This is a genomic window from Bradyrhizobium sp. CSA207, from assembly GCF_029051685.1.
Taxonomy (GTDB): Bacteria; Pseudomonadota; Alphaproteobacteria; order Rhizobiales; family Xanthobacteraceae; genus Bradyrhizobium.
The window spans coordinates 115,389-131,897 of the sequence record NZ_JAACFT010000004.1; the positions used below are offsets into that span (position 1 = coordinate 115,389).

16 protein-coding genes are annotated in these 16,509 nt (G+C 64.7%); 11 read left to right on the plus strand and 5 right to left on the minus strand.

The window, feature by feature from the left end:
• The first annotated feature begins 41 nt into the window (after positions 1–41).
• From GWG65_RS05500 to GWG65_RS05540, 9 genes are all read left to right on the plus strand, one after another.
• Positions 42–1,010 carry a tripartite tricarboxylate transporter substrate binding protein gene (locus tag GWG65_RS05500; RefSeq protein ID WP_275194389.1) on the plus strand — a complete coding sequence of 323 codons (969 nt, stop codon included), beginning with the start codon at positions 42–44 and terminating at the stop codon, positions 1,008–1,010.
• Positions 1,007–1,492 (plus strand): tripartite tricarboxylate transporter TctB family protein, encoded by a 486-nt coding sequence (locus GWG65_RS05505; protein ID WP_275194390.1) that lies wholly within the window; start codon positions 1,007–1,009, stop codon positions 1,490–1,492. The genes GWG65_RS05500 and GWG65_RS05505 overlap by 4 nt, the downstream gene beginning before the upstream one ends.
• Positions 1,492–2,991: a tripartite tricarboxylate transporter permease gene (locus GWG65_RS05510; RefSeq protein ID WP_275194391.1), complete on the plus strand. Its 1,500-nt coding sequence runs from the start codon at positions 1,492–1,494 to the stop codon at positions 2,989–2,991. The genes GWG65_RS05505 and GWG65_RS05510 overlap by 1 nt, the downstream gene beginning before the upstream one ends.
• A 51-nt stretch (positions 2,992–3,042) precedes the next feature.
• Entirely contained in the window at positions 3,043–3,843 is an 801-nt protein-coding gene (locus tag GWG65_RS05515) for an NYN domain-containing protein (protein ID WP_275194392.1), read from the plus strand.
• An 85-nt stretch (positions 3,844–3,928) separates the two neighbouring features.
• Positions 3,929–5,731, plus strand: coding sequence for an adenine deaminase C-terminal domain-containing protein (locus tag GWG65_RS05520; protein WP_275194393.1), 1,803 nt, complete (start codon positions 3,929–3,931; stop codon positions 5,729–5,731).
• Between the two features lie 150 nt (positions 5,732–5,881).
• Positions 5,882–7,672, plus strand: a complete 1,791-nt coding sequence (gene gcl / locus GWG65_RS05525; protein ID WP_275194394.1) for a glyoxylate carboligase — start codon at positions 5,882–5,884, stop codon at positions 7,670–7,672.
• Between the two features lie 11 nt (positions 7,673–7,683).
• A complete protein-coding gene (hyi, locus tag GWG65_RS05530; RefSeq protein WP_275194395.1) occupies positions 7,684–8,469 on the plus strand; it encodes a hydroxypyruvate isomerase in 786 nt (261 codons plus the stop codon).
• 224 nt (positions 8,470–8,693) lie between these two features.
• Complete coding sequence (locus GWG65_RS05535; RefSeq protein ID WP_275194396.1) at positions 8,694–9,593, plus strand: 2-hydroxy-3-oxopropionate reductase; 900 nt, start codon at positions 8,694–8,696, stop codon at positions 9,591–9,593.
• A 90-nt stretch (positions 9,594–9,683) separates the two neighbouring features.
• On the plus strand, positions 9,684–10,067 hold the full coding sequence (locus GWG65_RS05540) for a DUF1236 domain-containing protein (protein ID WP_275194397.1): 384 nt from the start codon (positions 9,684–9,686) through the stop codon (positions 10,065–10,067).
• Positions 10,068–10,110: 43 nt separating this feature from the next.
• Here the strand turns inward: GWG65_RS05540 and GWG65_RS05545 are convergent, their stop codons facing one another.
• The 3 genes from GWG65_RS05545 to GWG65_RS05555 all read right to left on the minus strand — a co-directional run bounded on the left by GWG65_RS05545 (position 10,111) and on the right by GWG65_RS05555 (position 11,750).
• Positions 10,111–10,488 (minus strand): VanZ family protein, encoded by a 378-nt coding sequence (locus GWG65_RS05545; protein ID WP_275194398.1) that lies wholly within the window; start codon positions 10,486–10,488, stop codon positions 10,111–10,113.
• Between the two features lie 76 nt (positions 10,489–10,564).
• The gene (locus GWG65_RS05550; RefSeq protein WP_275194399.1) at positions 10,565–11,173 is read right to left on the minus strand and encodes a thiamine pyrophosphate-dependent enzyme; all 609 of its coding nucleotides are present in this window, start codon (positions 11,171–11,173) and stop codon (positions 10,565–10,567) included.
• A 10-nt stretch (positions 11,174–11,183) separates the two neighbouring features.
• Positions 11,184–11,750 (minus strand): thiamine pyrophosphate-binding protein, encoded by a 567-nt coding sequence (locus GWG65_RS05555; RefSeq protein ID WP_275194400.1) that lies wholly within the window; start codon positions 11,748–11,750, stop codon positions 11,184–11,186.
• 256 nt (positions 11,751–12,006) lie between these two features.
• Here GWG65_RS05555 and GWG65_RS05560 point away from each other — a divergent pair, with 256 nt between their 5' ends.
• Complete coding sequence (locus GWG65_RS05560; RefSeq protein ID WP_275194401.1) at positions 12,007–13,056, plus strand: hydroxyacid dehydrogenase; 1,050 nt, start codon at positions 12,007–12,009, stop codon at positions 13,054–13,056.
• 240 nt (positions 13,057–13,296) lie between these two features.
• Entirely contained in the window at positions 13,297–13,509 is a 213-nt protein-coding gene (locus GWG65_RS05565; protein ID WP_275194402.1) for a hypothetical protein, read from the plus strand.
• A gap of 3 nt (positions 13,510–13,512) precedes the next feature.
• Here GWG65_RS05565 and GWG65_RS05570 read toward each other — a convergent pair whose 3' ends face one another.
• Together GWG65_RS05570 and GWG65_RS05575 are read right to left on the minus strand one after the other, a co-directional pair.
• Complete coding sequence (locus GWG65_RS05570; RefSeq protein WP_275194403.1) at positions 13,513–14,091, minus strand: GNAT family N-acetyltransferase; 579 nt, start codon at positions 14,089–14,091, stop codon at positions 13,513–13,515.
• Between the two features lie 6 nt (positions 14,092–14,097).
• Complete coding sequence (locus tag GWG65_RS05575) at positions 14,098–16,455, minus strand: Orn/Lys/Arg decarboxylase N-terminal domain-containing protein (RefSeq protein WP_275194404.1); 2,358 nt, start codon at positions 16,453–16,455, stop codon at positions 14,098–14,100.
• Positions 16,456–16,509: the final 54 nt, after the last annotated feature.

Consider the following 16,509-nt stretch of genomic DNA (forward strand, 5'->3'; position numbering starts at 1 on the left):
AAACGATCAACACGTCCGCACGAGCCCTGGAGAATGCCCCCATGTTTCAACTTCCCGCGCGCCTTGTCGGCGCAGCCGTTGCGCTGACCCTCGCGGCAGCCAATCCGGCCGTTGCCCAGCAGCTCGAGCTCAAGCTGATGGCGCCGGCGGCGCCCGGCGGCGGCTGGGACCAGACTGCGCGCTCGATGCAGCAGGCGCTGGTCGCCGCGGGCGTCGCGCGCAGCGTGCAGGTCACCAACGTTCCCGGTGCCGGCGGCAGCATCGGCATCGCCCAGTTCGTCAACGGCGCCAAGGGCGACGGCAACCAGATGATGGTCAACGGCTTCGTTATGGTGGGTGCGCTCGCCATGAACAAATCGCCGGTCACGCTCGAGCAGGTGACGCCGATCGCACGTCTCACCGAAGAAATCCAGGTGATCGTGGTTCCCGCGAACTCGCCGATCAAGACGGCGCAGGACTTGGCCACGGCGGTGAAGGCCGATATCGCCAAGGTGACCTTTGCCGGCGGCTCCGCCGGCGGCGTCGACCATGTGATGGCGGCATTGTTCGCCGGCGCCGTCGGCGCTGACGCCAAGAAGATCAACTACATCCCGTTCTCCGGTGGCGGCGAGTCGCTCGCCGCCATTCTCGGCGGCAAAGTCACCGCGGGCATTTCGGGGCTGAGCGAATATGATGGGCAGATCAAGTCCGGCAAGCTGCGCGCGATCGGCGTGACCTCGGAGAAGCGCATCGCAGGCAGCGACATCCCGACCTTCAAAGAGCAGGGCATCGACCTCGTGATCGCCAACTGGCGCTCGGTGGTCGCCCCTCCCGGCATCACGCCGGAACAGCGCAAGACACTGAGTGATGCCGTCGAGAAGATGGTGAAAGCAGACGCCTGGAAGGAGATCCTCAAGCAGAAGGGTTGGGAGGACGCCTATCTGGGCGGCGACGCCTTCGCCGACTTCCTGAAGAAGGAAACGGTTCGCGTCACCGACGTGCTGAAGTCGGTTGGCCTGGTCAAATCATGATCTCAGGCGATCCCGTGCAGACGCAGCGGCGCGTCGATCGCGCCGGCCTCGTCATCGCCGCAGTGCTTGCTGCACTCGCCGCAGTGCTGGTTTGGGACGCGCGCGGCCTGCAATCCAGCGCCATGTACGGGATGGGGCCGGAGGCGATGCCGGTCGTGGTCGCAACCGGCCTTGCGTTGCTTGCAATAGGCAATTTCATCGACGCGCTGCGCGGCAACCTGCCGGCGCGTGAGAGCGCCGATCCCGTGCCTGTGGTCTTGATCCTCGTCGGCCTTGCGCTTCTGATCGCCATCATCGGCTTTGGCGGCGGCTTCATTCTGGCGACGTCGGCGCTGTTCGTCACGACGTCGGCGGCGTTCGGGCGCCGCGCCGTCCTCGTCGATTCCATCATCGCCGTCGTGATGTCGACCCTCATTTATCTCGCGTTCGATCGGCTGTTGACGCTGAGTCTTCCGGCCGGCCCGCTGGAGCGACTGCTGTGATGGACACCTTTGCCGCGCTGGCTCATGGCATGGCGGTCGCCGTCCAGCCGATGAATCTGCTCTATGCCCTGATCGGCGTGTTCCTCGGCACCGCTGTCGGCGTGCTGCCCGGCATCGGCCCGGCATTGACCGTCGCGCTGCTGCTGCCGGTGACGTACAAGCTCGACCCCGGCGGCTCGCTGATCATGTTTGCGGGCATCTATTATGGCGGCATGTATGGCGGATCGACTACCGCGATCCTCATCAATACGCCCGGCGAGAGCGCGTCCATGGCGACCGCGCTCGAAGGCAACAAGATGGCCAAGGCCGGCCGCGGCGGGCCGGCGCTTGCGACATCGGCGATCGGCTCGTTCGTCGCCGGCACCATCGCCACCATCGGCCTCGCCTTTCTCGCGCCGTGGCTGGTCGATTTCGCCGTGCGCTTCGGACCTGAGGACTACTTCGCGCTGATGTGCGTCGCCTTCGTCACCGTGTCGGCGACGTTTGGCGATTCACCGATCCGCGGCCTGACCAGCCTGTTCATTGGTTTGACCCTCGGCCTGGTCGGCATCGACAAGCTGACCGGTCAGGCGCGGCTTGCGTTGGGCGTCCCCGAACTGCTCGATGGCGTCGAGGTGACGACGCTTGCGGTCGGACTGTTCGCGGTCGGCGAGGCGCTCTATGTCGCATCGCGCCGCCACCACACCGAGGAGAAGCTCGAGCCGGTGCGCGGCTCGCTGTGGATGACCAAAGAAGACTGGAAGCGCTCGTGGAAGCCGTGGCTGCGCGGCACCATGTTCGGCTTCCCGATCGGCGCGCTGCCCGCTGGCGGCGCGGAGATCCCGACGTTTCTGTCCTATTCGACCGAGAAACGGCTGACCGAGCACCCGGAAGAATTCGGCAAGGGCGCGATCGAAGGCGTCGCGGGACCGGAGGCCGCCAACAACGCCTCCGCCGCCGGCACGCTGGTGCCGCTGCTCACATTGGGATTGCCGACCTCGGCGACGGCCGCGATGATGCTGGCGGGCTTCCAGCAATACGGCCTCAATCCGGGACCGCTGCTGTTCGCCGAGCGGCCTGACCTCGTGTGGGGCCTGATCGCAAGCCTGTTCATCGCCAATGCGATGCTGCTGGTGCTCAATCTGCCGCTGGTGGGACTGTGGGTCCGGCTGCTCGCGATTCCGCAGCCATGGCTCTATGCCGGCATCCTCGTGTTCGCGACCATGGGCACCATCGCCGCAAAGCCATCGGTGGTCGAATTGTCGATGCTCGCTGGCTTCGGCGTGCTCGGCTTTCTGATGCGCCGATTCGATTTTCCGATCGCACCCGTCGTGGTCGGCCTGATCCTCGGCCCGATTGCCGAGAGCCAGTTGCGCAGAGCGCTCGCGATCAGCCTCGGAGATCCCATGACGCTGCTCCAGAGCCCGATTTCGGCGACGCTGCTCGGCATCGCGCTGGTTGCGCTGCTGGCCCCATTCGTGCTGAAGGGGATGGGACGTTTCAAGGCGAACGAGGACTAGCCGTCCCGCCTACTTATCTTCCAACGCCGCGTCCATCTCGTGGGGAATGTCATGCCATCTGAGCTCCGTTCGCCCCGTCTTGCAGTCCTGATTGACGCCGACAACGCCTCCGCGAAGATCGCGGATGGACTGTTCGAGGAAATTGCCAAGATCGGCGAGGCCAGCGTTCGCCGCATCTACGGCGACTTCTCCCATGCGCGATCCAGAGCGTGGGCCGACATCCTGTCGAAGCACGCGATCATCCCGCAGCAGCAGTTCGCCTATACGACGGGGAAGAATGCCTCCGACATCACCCTGGTGATCGACGCCATGGACCTGCTTCACAGCGGCCGGTTCGACGGCTTTTGCCTGGTTTCCTCCGATAGCGACTTTACCCGTCTTGCCGCCCGCATCCGGGAACAGGGCGTCGATGTCTTTGGCTTCGGCGAACACAAGACGCCGGAAAGTTTTCGGCAGGCCTGCCGAAGGTTCGTCTACACCGAGAACCTGCTTGCCGCCCCCGCAAACACCCAGGACGCCGCGTTAAGGTCGACGTCGCTCCAGCCCCCTGATGCCGCGGCCCCCATCATCAAGAAGGTCATCACCCAGATGGAGAGCGAAGACGGCTGGGTGACGCTCGGGGAGGTCGGGCGGCAGCTTGCCAATCTGGCTTCCGATTTCGATCCGAGGACCTTCGGCTTCCGCAAGCTGAGCGACCTCGTGCGAAAGACCAATTCCTTCGAGATTGACGAGTCGAAGGGCAGGTCGATGCGGATACGGGTCAAGCCCACTGCCGCACCACCGCCGAGACGGCGGAACTCGCGCAGACCTGCAAGGTCGGCGACGGCAGGCGGATCGCCGCCTAAAGCGTAAGCAGGACGTGCCGTTATATTTGAGCTTGCCCGGTTGGGTGCAGGGCGTAACCATCGCTGGGCCGTAACGCCACGCGAGGGTTCTGATGACCAGACTTACCCGCTTCACCGTCGCCCCGCTGCATTCGATGACCCGGCGTCTGGCCGATGTCGCCTCCGCGCGGCTCGCGCCGGATCTCATCGTCACGGGCGCGCGGGTGCTCTCGACCTATTCGGAGCGCCTTCATCCCGGGCGCGAAGTCTGGATCACGGGCGGGCGGATCGCCGCGGTGAAGCCGGCCGGCGCGGCCAAGAAGGTGTGGAGCGACGTTGCGGTTTACGACGCGGCCGGCGGCATTATCGCGCCGGGACTGGTCGATCCGCACATCCACATCGAATCCTCGATGGTGACGGCCTGCGCCTATGCCGAGGCCGCACTCCTCAACGGCACCACCACGATCTTCTGCGACAGCCACGAGATCGGCAACGTCATGGACGTGGCCGGCGTCGAGGCAATGCTGGAGGATGCGCGCGAGGCGCCGCTCTCGATCTTCCTGACCGTTCCGAGCACGGTGCCGGCAACCTCGGCCGAGCTTGAGACGGCAGGAGGCGATCTCACGCCGGACAAGATCGCCGGCCTGTTCGACCGCTGGCCAGAAGCCGTGGCGCTCGGCGAGAAAATGGATTTCGTGCCGGTGACGATGGGTGACGAGCGTAGCCACGCGATCCTTGCCGCCGCCTTGAAGCGCGGACGTCCTGTCTCCGGTCACGTCTATGGCCGTGATTTCGTCGCCGCCTATGCGGCATCCGGTGTCACCGACACCCATGAGGCGATCGATCGCGACATCGCCGACGACCTGCTCGATGCCGGTGTCTGGGTTTTTCTGCGTGGCGGTCCGCCGACCACGCCATGGCACTCGCTGCCGCAGGCGATCCGCACCGTCACCGAACTCGGCGCCTCGCACAAGCGCACGGCAGTGTGCACCGACGATCGCGATGCTGACGATCTCCTGCTGTTCGGCCTGGACTGGGTGGTGCGCGAGGCCGTGAAGGCCGGAATGTCGCCCGAGCAAGCCTGGTCGATGGGCTCGCTGCATGGCGCGACGCGCTTCAACATGGACAGCGACATCGGCGGGCTCGGCGGCGGTCGCCGCGCCGATCTGGTACTGATGAACGACGATCTGAAGCCGCAATGCACCTGGTATGGCGGCGAGCTGGTGGTCGAGCACGGCAAGATCACCAAGCTGCTCGACCAGGCGCTGTCGCAGCGCTATCAATATCCGAAGGCGGCGTATGCGACAGTCAAGCTCCCGGAGAAGCTGAAGCTGATACCTGAGCTGCCGACCAAGCCCTGCACGGTCAACGCGATCAAGACGGCGCTGCCCGGCATCACGCTGATCCACGAGAAGATCGCAATCGAGCCCGCAAAAGACTGGCCGAGCCTGTTCGCGCGTTACGGCCTGTGCTTCGTCACGGTGGTCGAGCGCCACGGCAAATCGGCCGGCAACGTCGCTTGCGGCCTGCTCAAGGACTTCGGCCTGAAGCGCGGTGCGGTGGCCTCAAGCGTTGGGCACGACAGCCACAACATCATCGTCGCCGGAACCAACGAACCCGACATGCATGCAGCTATCGCCGCCATCAAGGAGCATCAGGGCGCCGTCTGCGTCGTTGCCGACGGCAAGGTGAGGGCCCTGGTGCCGCTGCCGATCGCGGGCCTGCTCTCCGACAAGCGGGTCACGGAGGTTGCCGAGGAGGTCAAGGTGCTGAAGACCGAATGGGCGGAGGCCGGCTGCACCATCCCCTACATGGGTTTCAATCTGATTCCGCTATCGGTCATTCCGGAAATTCGCATCACCGACAAGGGCCTGGTGCTGGTGCCGCAGATGCAGCTGGCGCCGCTGTTCGAGTGATCGCTTTCACGCGCCTCTTGATCTAACCGATTGAGAGATCCACTATTTTCGCACGGCTGCCGCATCGTGGAAAATAAAATAGATCTCGTTGAGATCGCATCTTGCGCGTCTGATGATCTCGCTCGCTGACGCAACCAAGCGAGGTCCGATATGGCGAAGATGCGAGCTGTCGATGCAGCCGTCCGTATTCTGGAGAAGGAGGGCATCTCCACTGCCTTCGGTGTTCCCGGGGCCGCGATCAATCCGCTTTACTCCGCGCTGAAGAAGCGCGGCTCGATCCGCCACATCCTGGCGCGCCATGTCGAGGGCGCTTCACACATGGCGGAAGGCTATACCCGGGCGAAGGCTGGCAATATCGGCGTCTGCATCGGCACGTCGGGGCCGGCCGGCACCGACATGATCACCGGGCTCTATTCGGCGATCGCCGATTCCATCCCGATCCTCTGCATCACCGGGCAGGCGCCGCGGGCGCGGCTCTACAAGGAGGATTTTCAGGCCGTCGACATCGAATCGATCGCAAAGCCGGTGACCAAATGGGCGGTTACGGTGCGCGAGCCCGCCTTGGTGCCGCGCGTGTTCAGCCAGGCTTTTCACGTGATGCGTTCGGGCCGGCCGGGGCCGGTGCTGATCGACATGCCGCTCGACGTGCAACTCGCCGAGATCGAGTTCGACGACGAGACCTATGAGCCGCTGGCGGTCTACAAGCCGACTGCGACCCGCAAGCAGGTCGAGAAGGCGCTGGAGATGCTGAACGCGGCCGAGCGGCCGCTGATCGTGGCGGGCGGCGGCATTATCAACGCCGATGCCTCGGATCTGCTGGTCGAATTTGCCGAGATCGCCAACGTGCCGGTGGTGCCGACCCTGATGGGGTGGGGCGCCATTCCCGACGATCACGTGCTGATGGCCGGCATGGTCGGTCTTCAGACCAGTCACCGCTACGGCAATGCCACGATGCTCGAATCCGATTTCGTGCTCGGTATCGGCAACCGCTGGGCCAACCGCCACACCGGCTCGGTCGAGACCTACACCAAGGGCCGCACCTTCGTGCATGTCGATATCGAGCCGACCCAGATCGGGCGCGTGTTCAATCCCGATCTCGGCATCGTCTCGGACGCGAAAGCCGCGCTGGAGCTCTTCGTCTCCGTCGCCAGGGAGTGGCGGCGGTCAGGCAGGCTCCGCGAGCGCCAGGCGTGGCCCGCGGCCTGCCGCGATCGCAAGCGTTCGATGCTGCGCAAGAGCCATTTCGACAATGTGCCGATCAAGCCGCAGCGCGTCTATGAGGAGATGACCAAGGCCTTCGGCCGCGACACATGCTACGTCACCGTGATTGGCCTGTCGCAGATCGCCGGCGCGCAATTTCTGGGCGTCTACAAGCCACGCAACTGGATCAATGCGGGACAGGCGGGGCCGCTCGGCTGGACCTTGCCGGCGGCGCTCGGCGTGCGCGCGGCATGCCCGGATCGCGATATCGTCGCGCTCTCCGGCGATTACGATTTCCAGTTCCTGATCGAGGAGCTCGCGGTCGGGGCGCAGTTCAATCTGCCCTATATCCACGTCGTCGTGAACAATTCCTATCTCGGCCTGATCCGGCAGGCCCAGCGCGGCTTCGACATGGACTATCACGTCCAGCTCTCGTTCGAGAACATCAACGCACCGGAGCTTGGCGGCTATGGCGTCGATCACGTCGCCGTTGCCGAAGGACTCGGCTGCAAGGCGATCCGCGTCACCGACCCCAAGGACTCACAGGCGGCGTTTGCGACCGCGCGCGAGCTGATGGCGAAGCACCGCGTGCCCGTGGTGGTCGAGTTCATCCTCGAACGCGTCACCAACATCGCGATGGGAACGGAGATCGACAACGTCGTCGAGTTCGAGGAGGTGCTGAATCTGCCGCTCGACGAGGTCGCAACCACGCGGCCCGGCGTGCTTCAGCCTGCGGAATAGGGGACAGCATCATGCCGAAATTTGCCGCCAATCTCACCATGCTCTTCAACGAGATGCCGTTCCTCGACCGCTTCGCCGCGGCCAAGGCCGCGGGCTTCAGCGGGGTCGAGTATCTCTTTCCCTATGCTTTCGACAAGGCGCAGCTGCGCGAGCAGCTCGAAGCTCACGGCCTGACGCAGGTGCTGCACAATCTGCCCGCCGGCAATTGGGCGGCGGGCGAGCGCGGCATCGCGATCTTGCCGGATCGTGTCGCCGAATTTCGCGACGGCGTGTTCCGCGCGATCGATTATGCCAAGGCGCTCGATTGCGAGCAGCTCAACTGCCTCGTCGGCATCGCGCCCGGGGATGCCGACCCGCGCGAGCTCAACGAGACGCTGGTCGGAAATTTGCGCTTTGCGGCTTCGACCCTGGCGCGGGAGAACATCAAGCTGCTGATCGAGCCGATCAACACGCTCGACATTCCCGGCTTCTACCTGAGCGGCACCGAGCAGGCGGTGCAGCTCGTCTCCGAGGTGCGCTCGAACAACCTCTTCATCCAGTACGACATCTATCACATGCAGATCATGGAGGGCGATCTTGCCCGCACCATGCAGGAATATCTGCCCCAGATCGCCCACATCCAGCTCGCCGACAATCCGGGCAGACATGAGCCCGGCACCGGCGAGATCAACTATCCCTTCCTGTTCCGCCATCTCGACGCCATCGGCTATCGCGGCTGGATCGGCTGCGAATACAAGCCGCGCACCACGACGCTGGAAGGCCTGTCCTGGCACGCGGCGCAAACATTCGAGACTTGAGAGCGCGCTGATGTGGCCACGGTGACGGTGCGCTCCCTCTCCCGCTTGCGAGAGAGGGTTGGGGTGAGGGTGTCTCCGCGGTGGGGTTTGCTGAGATGCGTTGAAATTCCCCGGGCGGAGAGAACCCTCACCCGGCACTGCGTGCCGACCTCTCCCGCGAGCGGGAGAGGTGCACCGAGCACGCGGTTGAAAGTTCGCTTATGCAATTGAGAGAGAGACAAACCATGATCGACATCGGCTTCATCGGACTTGGCACCATGGGACGGCCGATGGCCGGCCATCTCCTTAGCGCAGGCCACCGCGTTCTCCTCCATGATGTCGCGCCGGTCGCGCCCGAGCTGATTGCGGCGGGCGGCGTCGCCCGCAAGTCGAGCAAGCAGGTCGCCGGGGAGGCGGATGCGGTCATCATCATGGTGCCGGATACGCCGCATGTAGAGGCCGTGCTGTTCGGCAAGGACGGCGTCGCCGCCGGTATCTCCAAGGGCAAGATCGTCGTCGACATGAGCTCGATCTCGCCGCTGGCGACCAAAGGGTTCGCCAGCAAGATCGAGGCGCTGGGCGCGGACTATCTCGATGCCCCGGTGTCGGGCGGCGAGGTCGGTGCCAAGGCTGCCAGCCTCACCATCATGGTCGGCGGACCGGAGCGCGCCTTCAACACGATGAAGCCCGTGTTCGATAAAATGGGCAAGAATGTCACCCGCGTCGGCGCCAATGGCGACGGGCAGACGACCAAGGTCGCCAACCAGATCATCGTCGCGCTGACGATCGGTGCGGTGAGCGAGGCGCTGCTGTTCGCATCGAAAGCCGGCGCCGACCCCGCGCTGGTCCGGCAAGCCCTGATGGGCGGCTTTGCCTCGTCGCGGATTCTGGAAGTGCACGGCGAGCGTATGGTGAAGCGCAATTTCGATCCGGGCTTTCGTATCGAACTGCACCAGAAGGATCTCAACCTCGCCCTTGAGGGCGCGCGTGCGCTCGGCTTGTCGCTGCCGAGCACGGCGGTGGCGCAGCAGCTGTTCTCGTCCTGCGCCGCGCATGGCGGCAAGGCCTGGGATCACTCGGCGATGCTGCGCGCGCTGGAACTGATGGCCGGCCACGAAATCGCCGCGCCGAGCGTTACTGGGTAACGCAAATTGCGGCTGCTTTCACGGTGGGAACCGGAACAATGATGGGTTGCAACGGTTGAAGGCGCACAACATTCACTGGAGACCGAGGACATGAAAACCCGTCTTGCGATTTCGTTGGCTGCCGCTTCGCTGCTGGCGTCGAGCGCAGCCTTTGCCCAGTCGACAACCGAAGAAGGCGCCAGGAGCGGCGCACGCGCGGGCGGCGATATCGGCGGCCCGGTCGGCGCGATGGTCGGCGGCACAGTTGGTGCGGCCGTGGGCGCCGGCCTGGAAATCCCCAATGCGATTCTGGGCGGAATCCCGCGCGATGATTCAGTGGTGGTTCACGAGCGCGTCGTGGTCGGCGAGCCGCTGCCTCCGACCGTGGTGCTGCGCCCCGTGCCGAACTACACGGAGTACCGCTACGCGGTCGTGAATGATCGGCGTGTGATCGTCGAGCCGCGGACGCGCCGCGTCGTCAGGATTATCGACTGATCGACGTGCACATCGGCGAAAGAGAAACAGGCCCTGCGGAGCGTCACTCCGCGGGGCCTTCGCTTGTGACGGCCGGGCTTGCGCGAAAGCGCGTCATGACCCAATCGGCGGCGGCCGTGAGTGCAAAGCCGAAGCACGCCGTGAGCGCGTCGACCAGAAAATCCTCCAGCCGCGCATGGCGTCCGGGCGCCCAAAACTGCATCAACTCGAGCAGGCCGATCATGACCACCGCGACTGCCGCGGTTGCAAGGCGGCGACGCGGATAGGCAAGGCCGAAAGCCAGTCCGAGAAGGACGAAGGCGAGCGCATGTTCGCCGTCTTGGCCGAGGTCGGAATGCGGCCGTAGGCGGGACGGCCCGAGGGTTGCAAAGGTCACGGCGGCGGCGAGCAGCCAGGCAAAAGAGCGAACCAAAATGGACATCCGGTGCGCATAGCACGATTTGCATCTACCTGTCGCGCGGCAGGGATCAGATCGCCGTGTGGTTAATGACGAAACGTTAAAGCGGCTCGCGCACCCCGAGGCCGTGCATGAAGCGCTCCCTGATCTGCACGGGATCGCGGCGGGTGGTGCCGACCCCCGGCTTGTCGTCGATGCTGACGGCGATCAGGCTCGGCTCGGAGGCGGACATCGCCTCGTCGACCAAGCGCTCGAAATCCTCCTCGTCCGCCGCCCAGGCGCTGTTGGCGAGCCCCGAGCCGGCGGCGATGGCGACGACGTCGGCGACGCCGGCGGCAGGCGTCGGCTGCGCGCCGGTGATCTGGTAGATGCCGTTATCCATCACGATCATGATGAGGTTCTTCGGCTTCAGGGCCGCAATCGTCGAGAGCGCGCCGAGCTGCATCAGCAGCGAGCCATCGCCTTCGAGCGCGAACACGCGGCGCTCGGGCTGGGCCAGCGCCACGCCGAGCGCAATCGGGAAGGCGAGGCCCATGCTGCCGAGCATGTAGAAATTCTGCGGGCGGTGGCCGGCGGCCCAGAGGTCGAAATTGGTGTTGCCGATGCCGCCGATCACGGCCTCCTCGTGCTTGAGCTTCGCGATCAGACGCGAGGTGATATCGAACCGGTTCATGACTTTGGTGTTGCGCGTGTCCAAGTCCGTATTCATTTGGGCGGGCTCACTTGTCGAAAACCTTGCCGCCTGTGAGCAGCGGGTTGAGGATCAGCGCCACCGGCGCCTGCGTGGTGACGGCCTGCTTGATCGAGCGGTCGGCGATGAATTCGAGCTCGTCGAGGCGGGTGATGGTGTGGTGCTCCAGCGCCAGCGAATCCAGCACCGGGCGCATGGTGCGGCAGACCAGGGACTGGCCGTAATTGAACTCGCCGAGCGTGCCGCGCTCGGAGACGAACATGATCAGCGGAATCTGGTAGGGCACCGCGAGCGAGGCGAGCACGTTGGCGAGCGTTGCAAAGCCGGAGGTCTGCATCAGCACCGCGCCGCGCCGGCCGCCCATCCAGGCGCCCGAAACGATGCCGACCGCCTCTTCCTCGCGGGCGGCGGCAAAGGTCGTGAAGAAGGGATCGGCGTGCAGGTTCTTGATCAGCGGCGTCAGCACGCGGTCGGGCACGTAGGGGATCAGGCTGATCGCGTTCCGCTTCAAGGTTTGCAGGATGATGCCGTGCCAGGTTTTGTCGCCGGATGCCTGCGCCGGCTGCGGCGAGGTCTGCTGTTCCGCAGTCGCCATTGCGTTCTCCCTTCAGCCGCGCATGCTTCTTGGTCTTTGCCATCGTCCTGGCCGTCGCGGCAGTCTGCCGAACTTGACGGAGCGGGCGGGATTGTCAACATGTCCGCGCCGGCACCGTGATCCGCGCCAGACCGCCTGCCGTGGCCGGCGCCGCCATGTCATGGGTGGCGGCAACGAAAAAGCTGGAGGGACGCATGGAGGGGTGGCGCGGCGCGCTGGTCTTGCGGATCTCCTCGAGAGAGCCGGAAGGGTCCTGATGTCCGTCAACAACAAGCGCGTCTTCTATGTCAAATATCTGGCCAATCCGATCTATATCGACATCCTGAAGGCGCGGCCCGACGTCCGGCTCGATCGCATCGAGAACGATAGCCCGGAAGACTTCTACGCGCCAATCATCGAAGCCGCCCATGTCTACCAGATCGGCGCCGCCCGCGACGAGCTCGCGCCGCATTTCCATGTCGATGCCGCCTTCCTGAAGCGCACGCCGAACCTGCTGCTCGTCTCCAGCAATGGCGCAGGTTTCGATCCCGTCGACGTCGAGGCCTGCACCGATGCGGGCGTGCTGGTCGTCAACCAGTCCGGAGGCAATGCCCACTCGGTCGCCGAGCATGCGCTGGCGATGATGCTGACACTGTCCAAGCGCATCATCCAGTCCGACCGCCGCCTGCGCCGGGAGCGCGATGTCAACCGCAACGAGCTGGTCGGCAACGAAGTCGAAGGCAAGACTGTCGGCATCGTCGGGCTCGGCAATGTCGGCCGCCGCATCGCCGCGCTGTGCAAGGGCCTGCTCAGCATGACGGTGCTGGCCTACGACCCGTATCTCACGGCCGAGGTCATGGCGAATCGGGGCGGGGAGAAGGTCGAGCTCGAGGAGCTGCTGCGCCGCGCCGATTTCGTCTCGATCTCATGTCCGCTCGACAAGGGCAGCCGCGGCATGATCGGCGTGCGCGAATTTGCGCTGATGCAGCCGCATGCCTATTTTATCACCACGGCGCGCGGCTTCATCCATGACGAGGATGCGCTGCTCCAGGCGTTACGCGACAAGCGCATCGCCGGCGCCGGCCTCGACGTCTGGTCCAAGGAGCCGCCGCCGCCGGAGCATCCGCTGCTCCAGCTCGACAACGTGCTGGCGAGCCCGCACACCGCGGGCGTGACCATCGAGGCGCGCCGGAACATGGGCCGGATCGCCGCCGAGCAGGTGTTGGACACGCTCGATGGCAAGCGCCCGCCGCGCATCATCAATCCCGAGGTCTGGCCGGTCTATGCCGGGCGGTTCAGGCAGGCGTTCGGGGTGACCCCCGGGTAGGGGCAGCCACATTGTCGTTCCGGGGCGCGACGAAGTCGCGAGCCCGGAATCCATTTATCCGCCAACCCTGCTGCTCGATGGATTCTCAGATGCGCAATTGGGCATCCTAGCTCGCGCGACGCGCGCCCCGGAATGACTTCGATGCAGAATAGTTCTCCTGGCTTTGATCCGCGTCAAAATCTCCCTCCCGCATCCGGGCTAAATGGGATTAGAGTACCGCCGGGGCAGCAGGGAGGTCCCATGTCAACTTACGTCGTCAAGTTCATGAAGGACGTGCTCGGCGAATATGGCCGGCAGTGCGAAGTCTGCCAGGGCGCGATCGAAATCGACGCTGCCGACGAGGACGAGGCCAGGGAACAGGCGAAGGCCAGGTTCTGCAAGGACCAGGCGTTGCATCATTGGTCCCTGCATGCCGACCGCATCCAGATAAGAGCGGCCGATTTTCCGTCCTGAAGCCTATCGGCCGGGAGCCGTTGCCGGCGGCGGCGCGGTTGCGCCGGTGCCGAGCGAGCGCTGCATCATGACGGTGTCGGACCAGCGGCCGTGGCGATAGGCGACACCGCAGAGCAGGCCGGCGCGCGCGAAGCCGAACTTCTCGTGCAGCGCCAGCGAGGGCGCGTTGTCGGCATCGATATATCCGATCATCTGGCGGAAGCCGGCCGCCGCACAGTTGTCGATCAACTCCTGCAGCAGCAGGCGTCCGACACCGTGGCCGAGATAGTCGTGGTGCACATAGATCGAGTGCTTGGCCGTGTAGCGATAGGCGGGGCGCTTGCGGAACAGCACTGCATAGGCGTAACCCACCACCTCACCGCGAAAGGTCGCGACCAGGTGCGGCAGGCGGGTCTGCTTCAGGTTCTTGCGCCGGTCGCGCAAATCGTGCGGCTCCGGCGCGCCGGTTCCCTCGACGTCACGGGGCACCCCATTGCGGACGTGATGGCGGTAGATCGCCAGCATCGCCTCGATATCGGCCTCGCGTGAGGGCCGGACCAGGACCGGCTCGTCATCCGCGCGCATTGCGGCTGTATCGTTCATCGGCACTTACTCGGCAACGACATACGTATAAAGCCCGATGCGGCCGTTGGCATCGACCTCCTTGTAGACGCCCTGGATTTCGACGTCGAAGCCCGGAAAAATATTGAAGCAGGCCTCGAACATCTTGAGATAATCGACCATGGGCTTCGCCCGTTCCGTCAGCCGCTCGCCGGGCACAATGGTGGCGATGCCGGGCGGATAGACCACGAAAGGCGTGGTGGCGATGCGGCCCGCGATCGCCTCGATCGGCAAATAGTCGACGTCGTTGCGGAACAGGAAGCGCGCGGCATCGCGCGGCGACATCGCGATTTCCGGCATGTGCTCGGGCATGAACTGCCGCGACTGGAGCGCGCTGACGTCGGCGGCGCGGAAGAAGCGGTGCATCTCGCCGCAGAGATCGCGCAGCCGCATGCCGGCATAGCGCGCCTGCCGCCGCTGGTAGAATTCCGGAATTGCGTCCGCCATAAGCACATTGTCGTCATGCAGCTTCTTGAAGGCGACGAGGCCCGAGATCAGCGTGCCGGCCTTGCTCGCCTCGACGCCCGGCGTGAGCAGGAAGAGCAGGGAGTTGAGGTCGTTCTTTTCGGGAACGATGCGGTTCTCGCGCAGATATTGCGCGACGACCGGTGCGGGAACGCCGTGCTCGGCGTAGGCGCCGGTGCTGCGGTCGAAGCCGGGGGTGAGCAGCGTCAGCTTGTTCGGATCGGTCATGGCAAAGCCCTCGCTGAGGCCGGGGAAGCCGTGCCAGGTGCTGTCGGGCGAGAGCTGCCACAGGGCGGGATTGGTGGCGAGCTCGTCGGTGGAGAGCGTCTCCCAAGCAACGTTGTGCGCAGCGCCCGGGCGGCTGACGTCGGGAATGGCGACACGATCGGGAACGAAGGGTTCGAAGAACCAGCGCCGGTCCAGATTCTGCTCCTTCTCCTCAAATTCGCGGCGCATGGCGCGGATCTTCTTGCGCAGCTCGATGCCGAGCCGGATCGTATCGTCCCACAAAACCTCGCCGGAGCGGCCCTTCATCATTTGCGCTCCGACGTCGAGCGAGGCGAACAGCGGATAGAATGGCGATGTCGAGGCGTGCTGCATGAAGCTCTCGTTGAAGCGGCGATGCTCGACGCGCCGTTTCTGGCCGCGGATGTGACGATCCTTGATGTGGATCTGCGAGGCCTGCGAAAAGCTTGCGAGCTGCTTGTGTGTCGATTGCGTCGCGATGATGCCGGGCGCTTCGGGGGGAAGGTTCGCCAGCCCCATGGCGAAGCGGCCTGCATAGAGCGGGTGGAATTTCATGAAGCCGGCCCAGGCCTCGTCGAACAGGATATAGTCGCAGAGATGGCCGATGCGCTTCAAAATCATTTCGGCGCTGTGGATCGAGCCGTCATAGGTGCACTGCTCGACGACGGCGACGCGGAACGGCCGCTCCTTGCGCCAGGCGTCGCGATCCTCGACCAGCGGGTGGTTGCGGATCGCCTCGCGGAGAGCCTTCTCGTCGAGCGCGTCCCAGCGCATCGGACCGATCAGGCCCCAGGCGTTGCGAATGGTCGGCACGTAGATCGGGATGCCGCCGTTGATCATCAGCGCGCCGTGATGGGCGGCCTTGTGGTTGTTGCGGTCGAACAGCACGAGGTCGCCGTCAGTGACGAGCGCGCCGAGCGCGACCTTGTTGGAGGTGGAGGTGCCGTTGAGCACGAAATAGGTCTTCTCCGCGCCGAAGATCCCTGCTGCTTCCTTCTGCGCCTGCAGCGCCGGGCCCTCATGGGTGAGGAGGTCGCCGAGGTCGAGCACAGAATTGTCGAGGTCGTCGCGGAACACGGACTCGCCAAGATGCTCGACGAAGACGCGCCCGATCGGGCTGCGATTGTAGAATACGCCGCCATTGTGGCCCGGACAGGTCCAGAGCTGGTTGCCTTCCTCGGCGTAGTCGACCAGCGCGCCGAAGAACGGCGTCTTCAGCGTCTCGGCATATTGCTTCAGCCGGCTGATCAGGTTCTTGGCGATGAAGGTCGGCGTTTCCTCGGACAGGAAGACATAGCCGTCGATGAAGTCGAGCACCTCGACCGGCAAATCCTCGAAACGTTTGCGCCGGATCAGCAGGATGATCGGGAAGTCGAGTCCGCGGCGGCGCATCAGGTTGATCAGCGACGAGGTCTTGCCCTCCAGGCCCTTCTTGCCCCAGTCCACCACCATGCAGCCGATCGCGGCATCGGTCTGCACCGCCATCTCGGCATCCTCCAGCTTGCGGGCCCGGACCACCTCGAAACCGGAGCGCTGGATCTCCTCGATGATCTGGTTGAAGCGGACGCCTTCGAGGTCGTCGGCGTCGAACACAGGTGCGGCGAACAGGAAGTTGAAGCGCTTGAAATAGTCCATGTCATATCCCGAATGTGCAAGAGAAACAGGTCTCGGCACATTCGATGACAATCA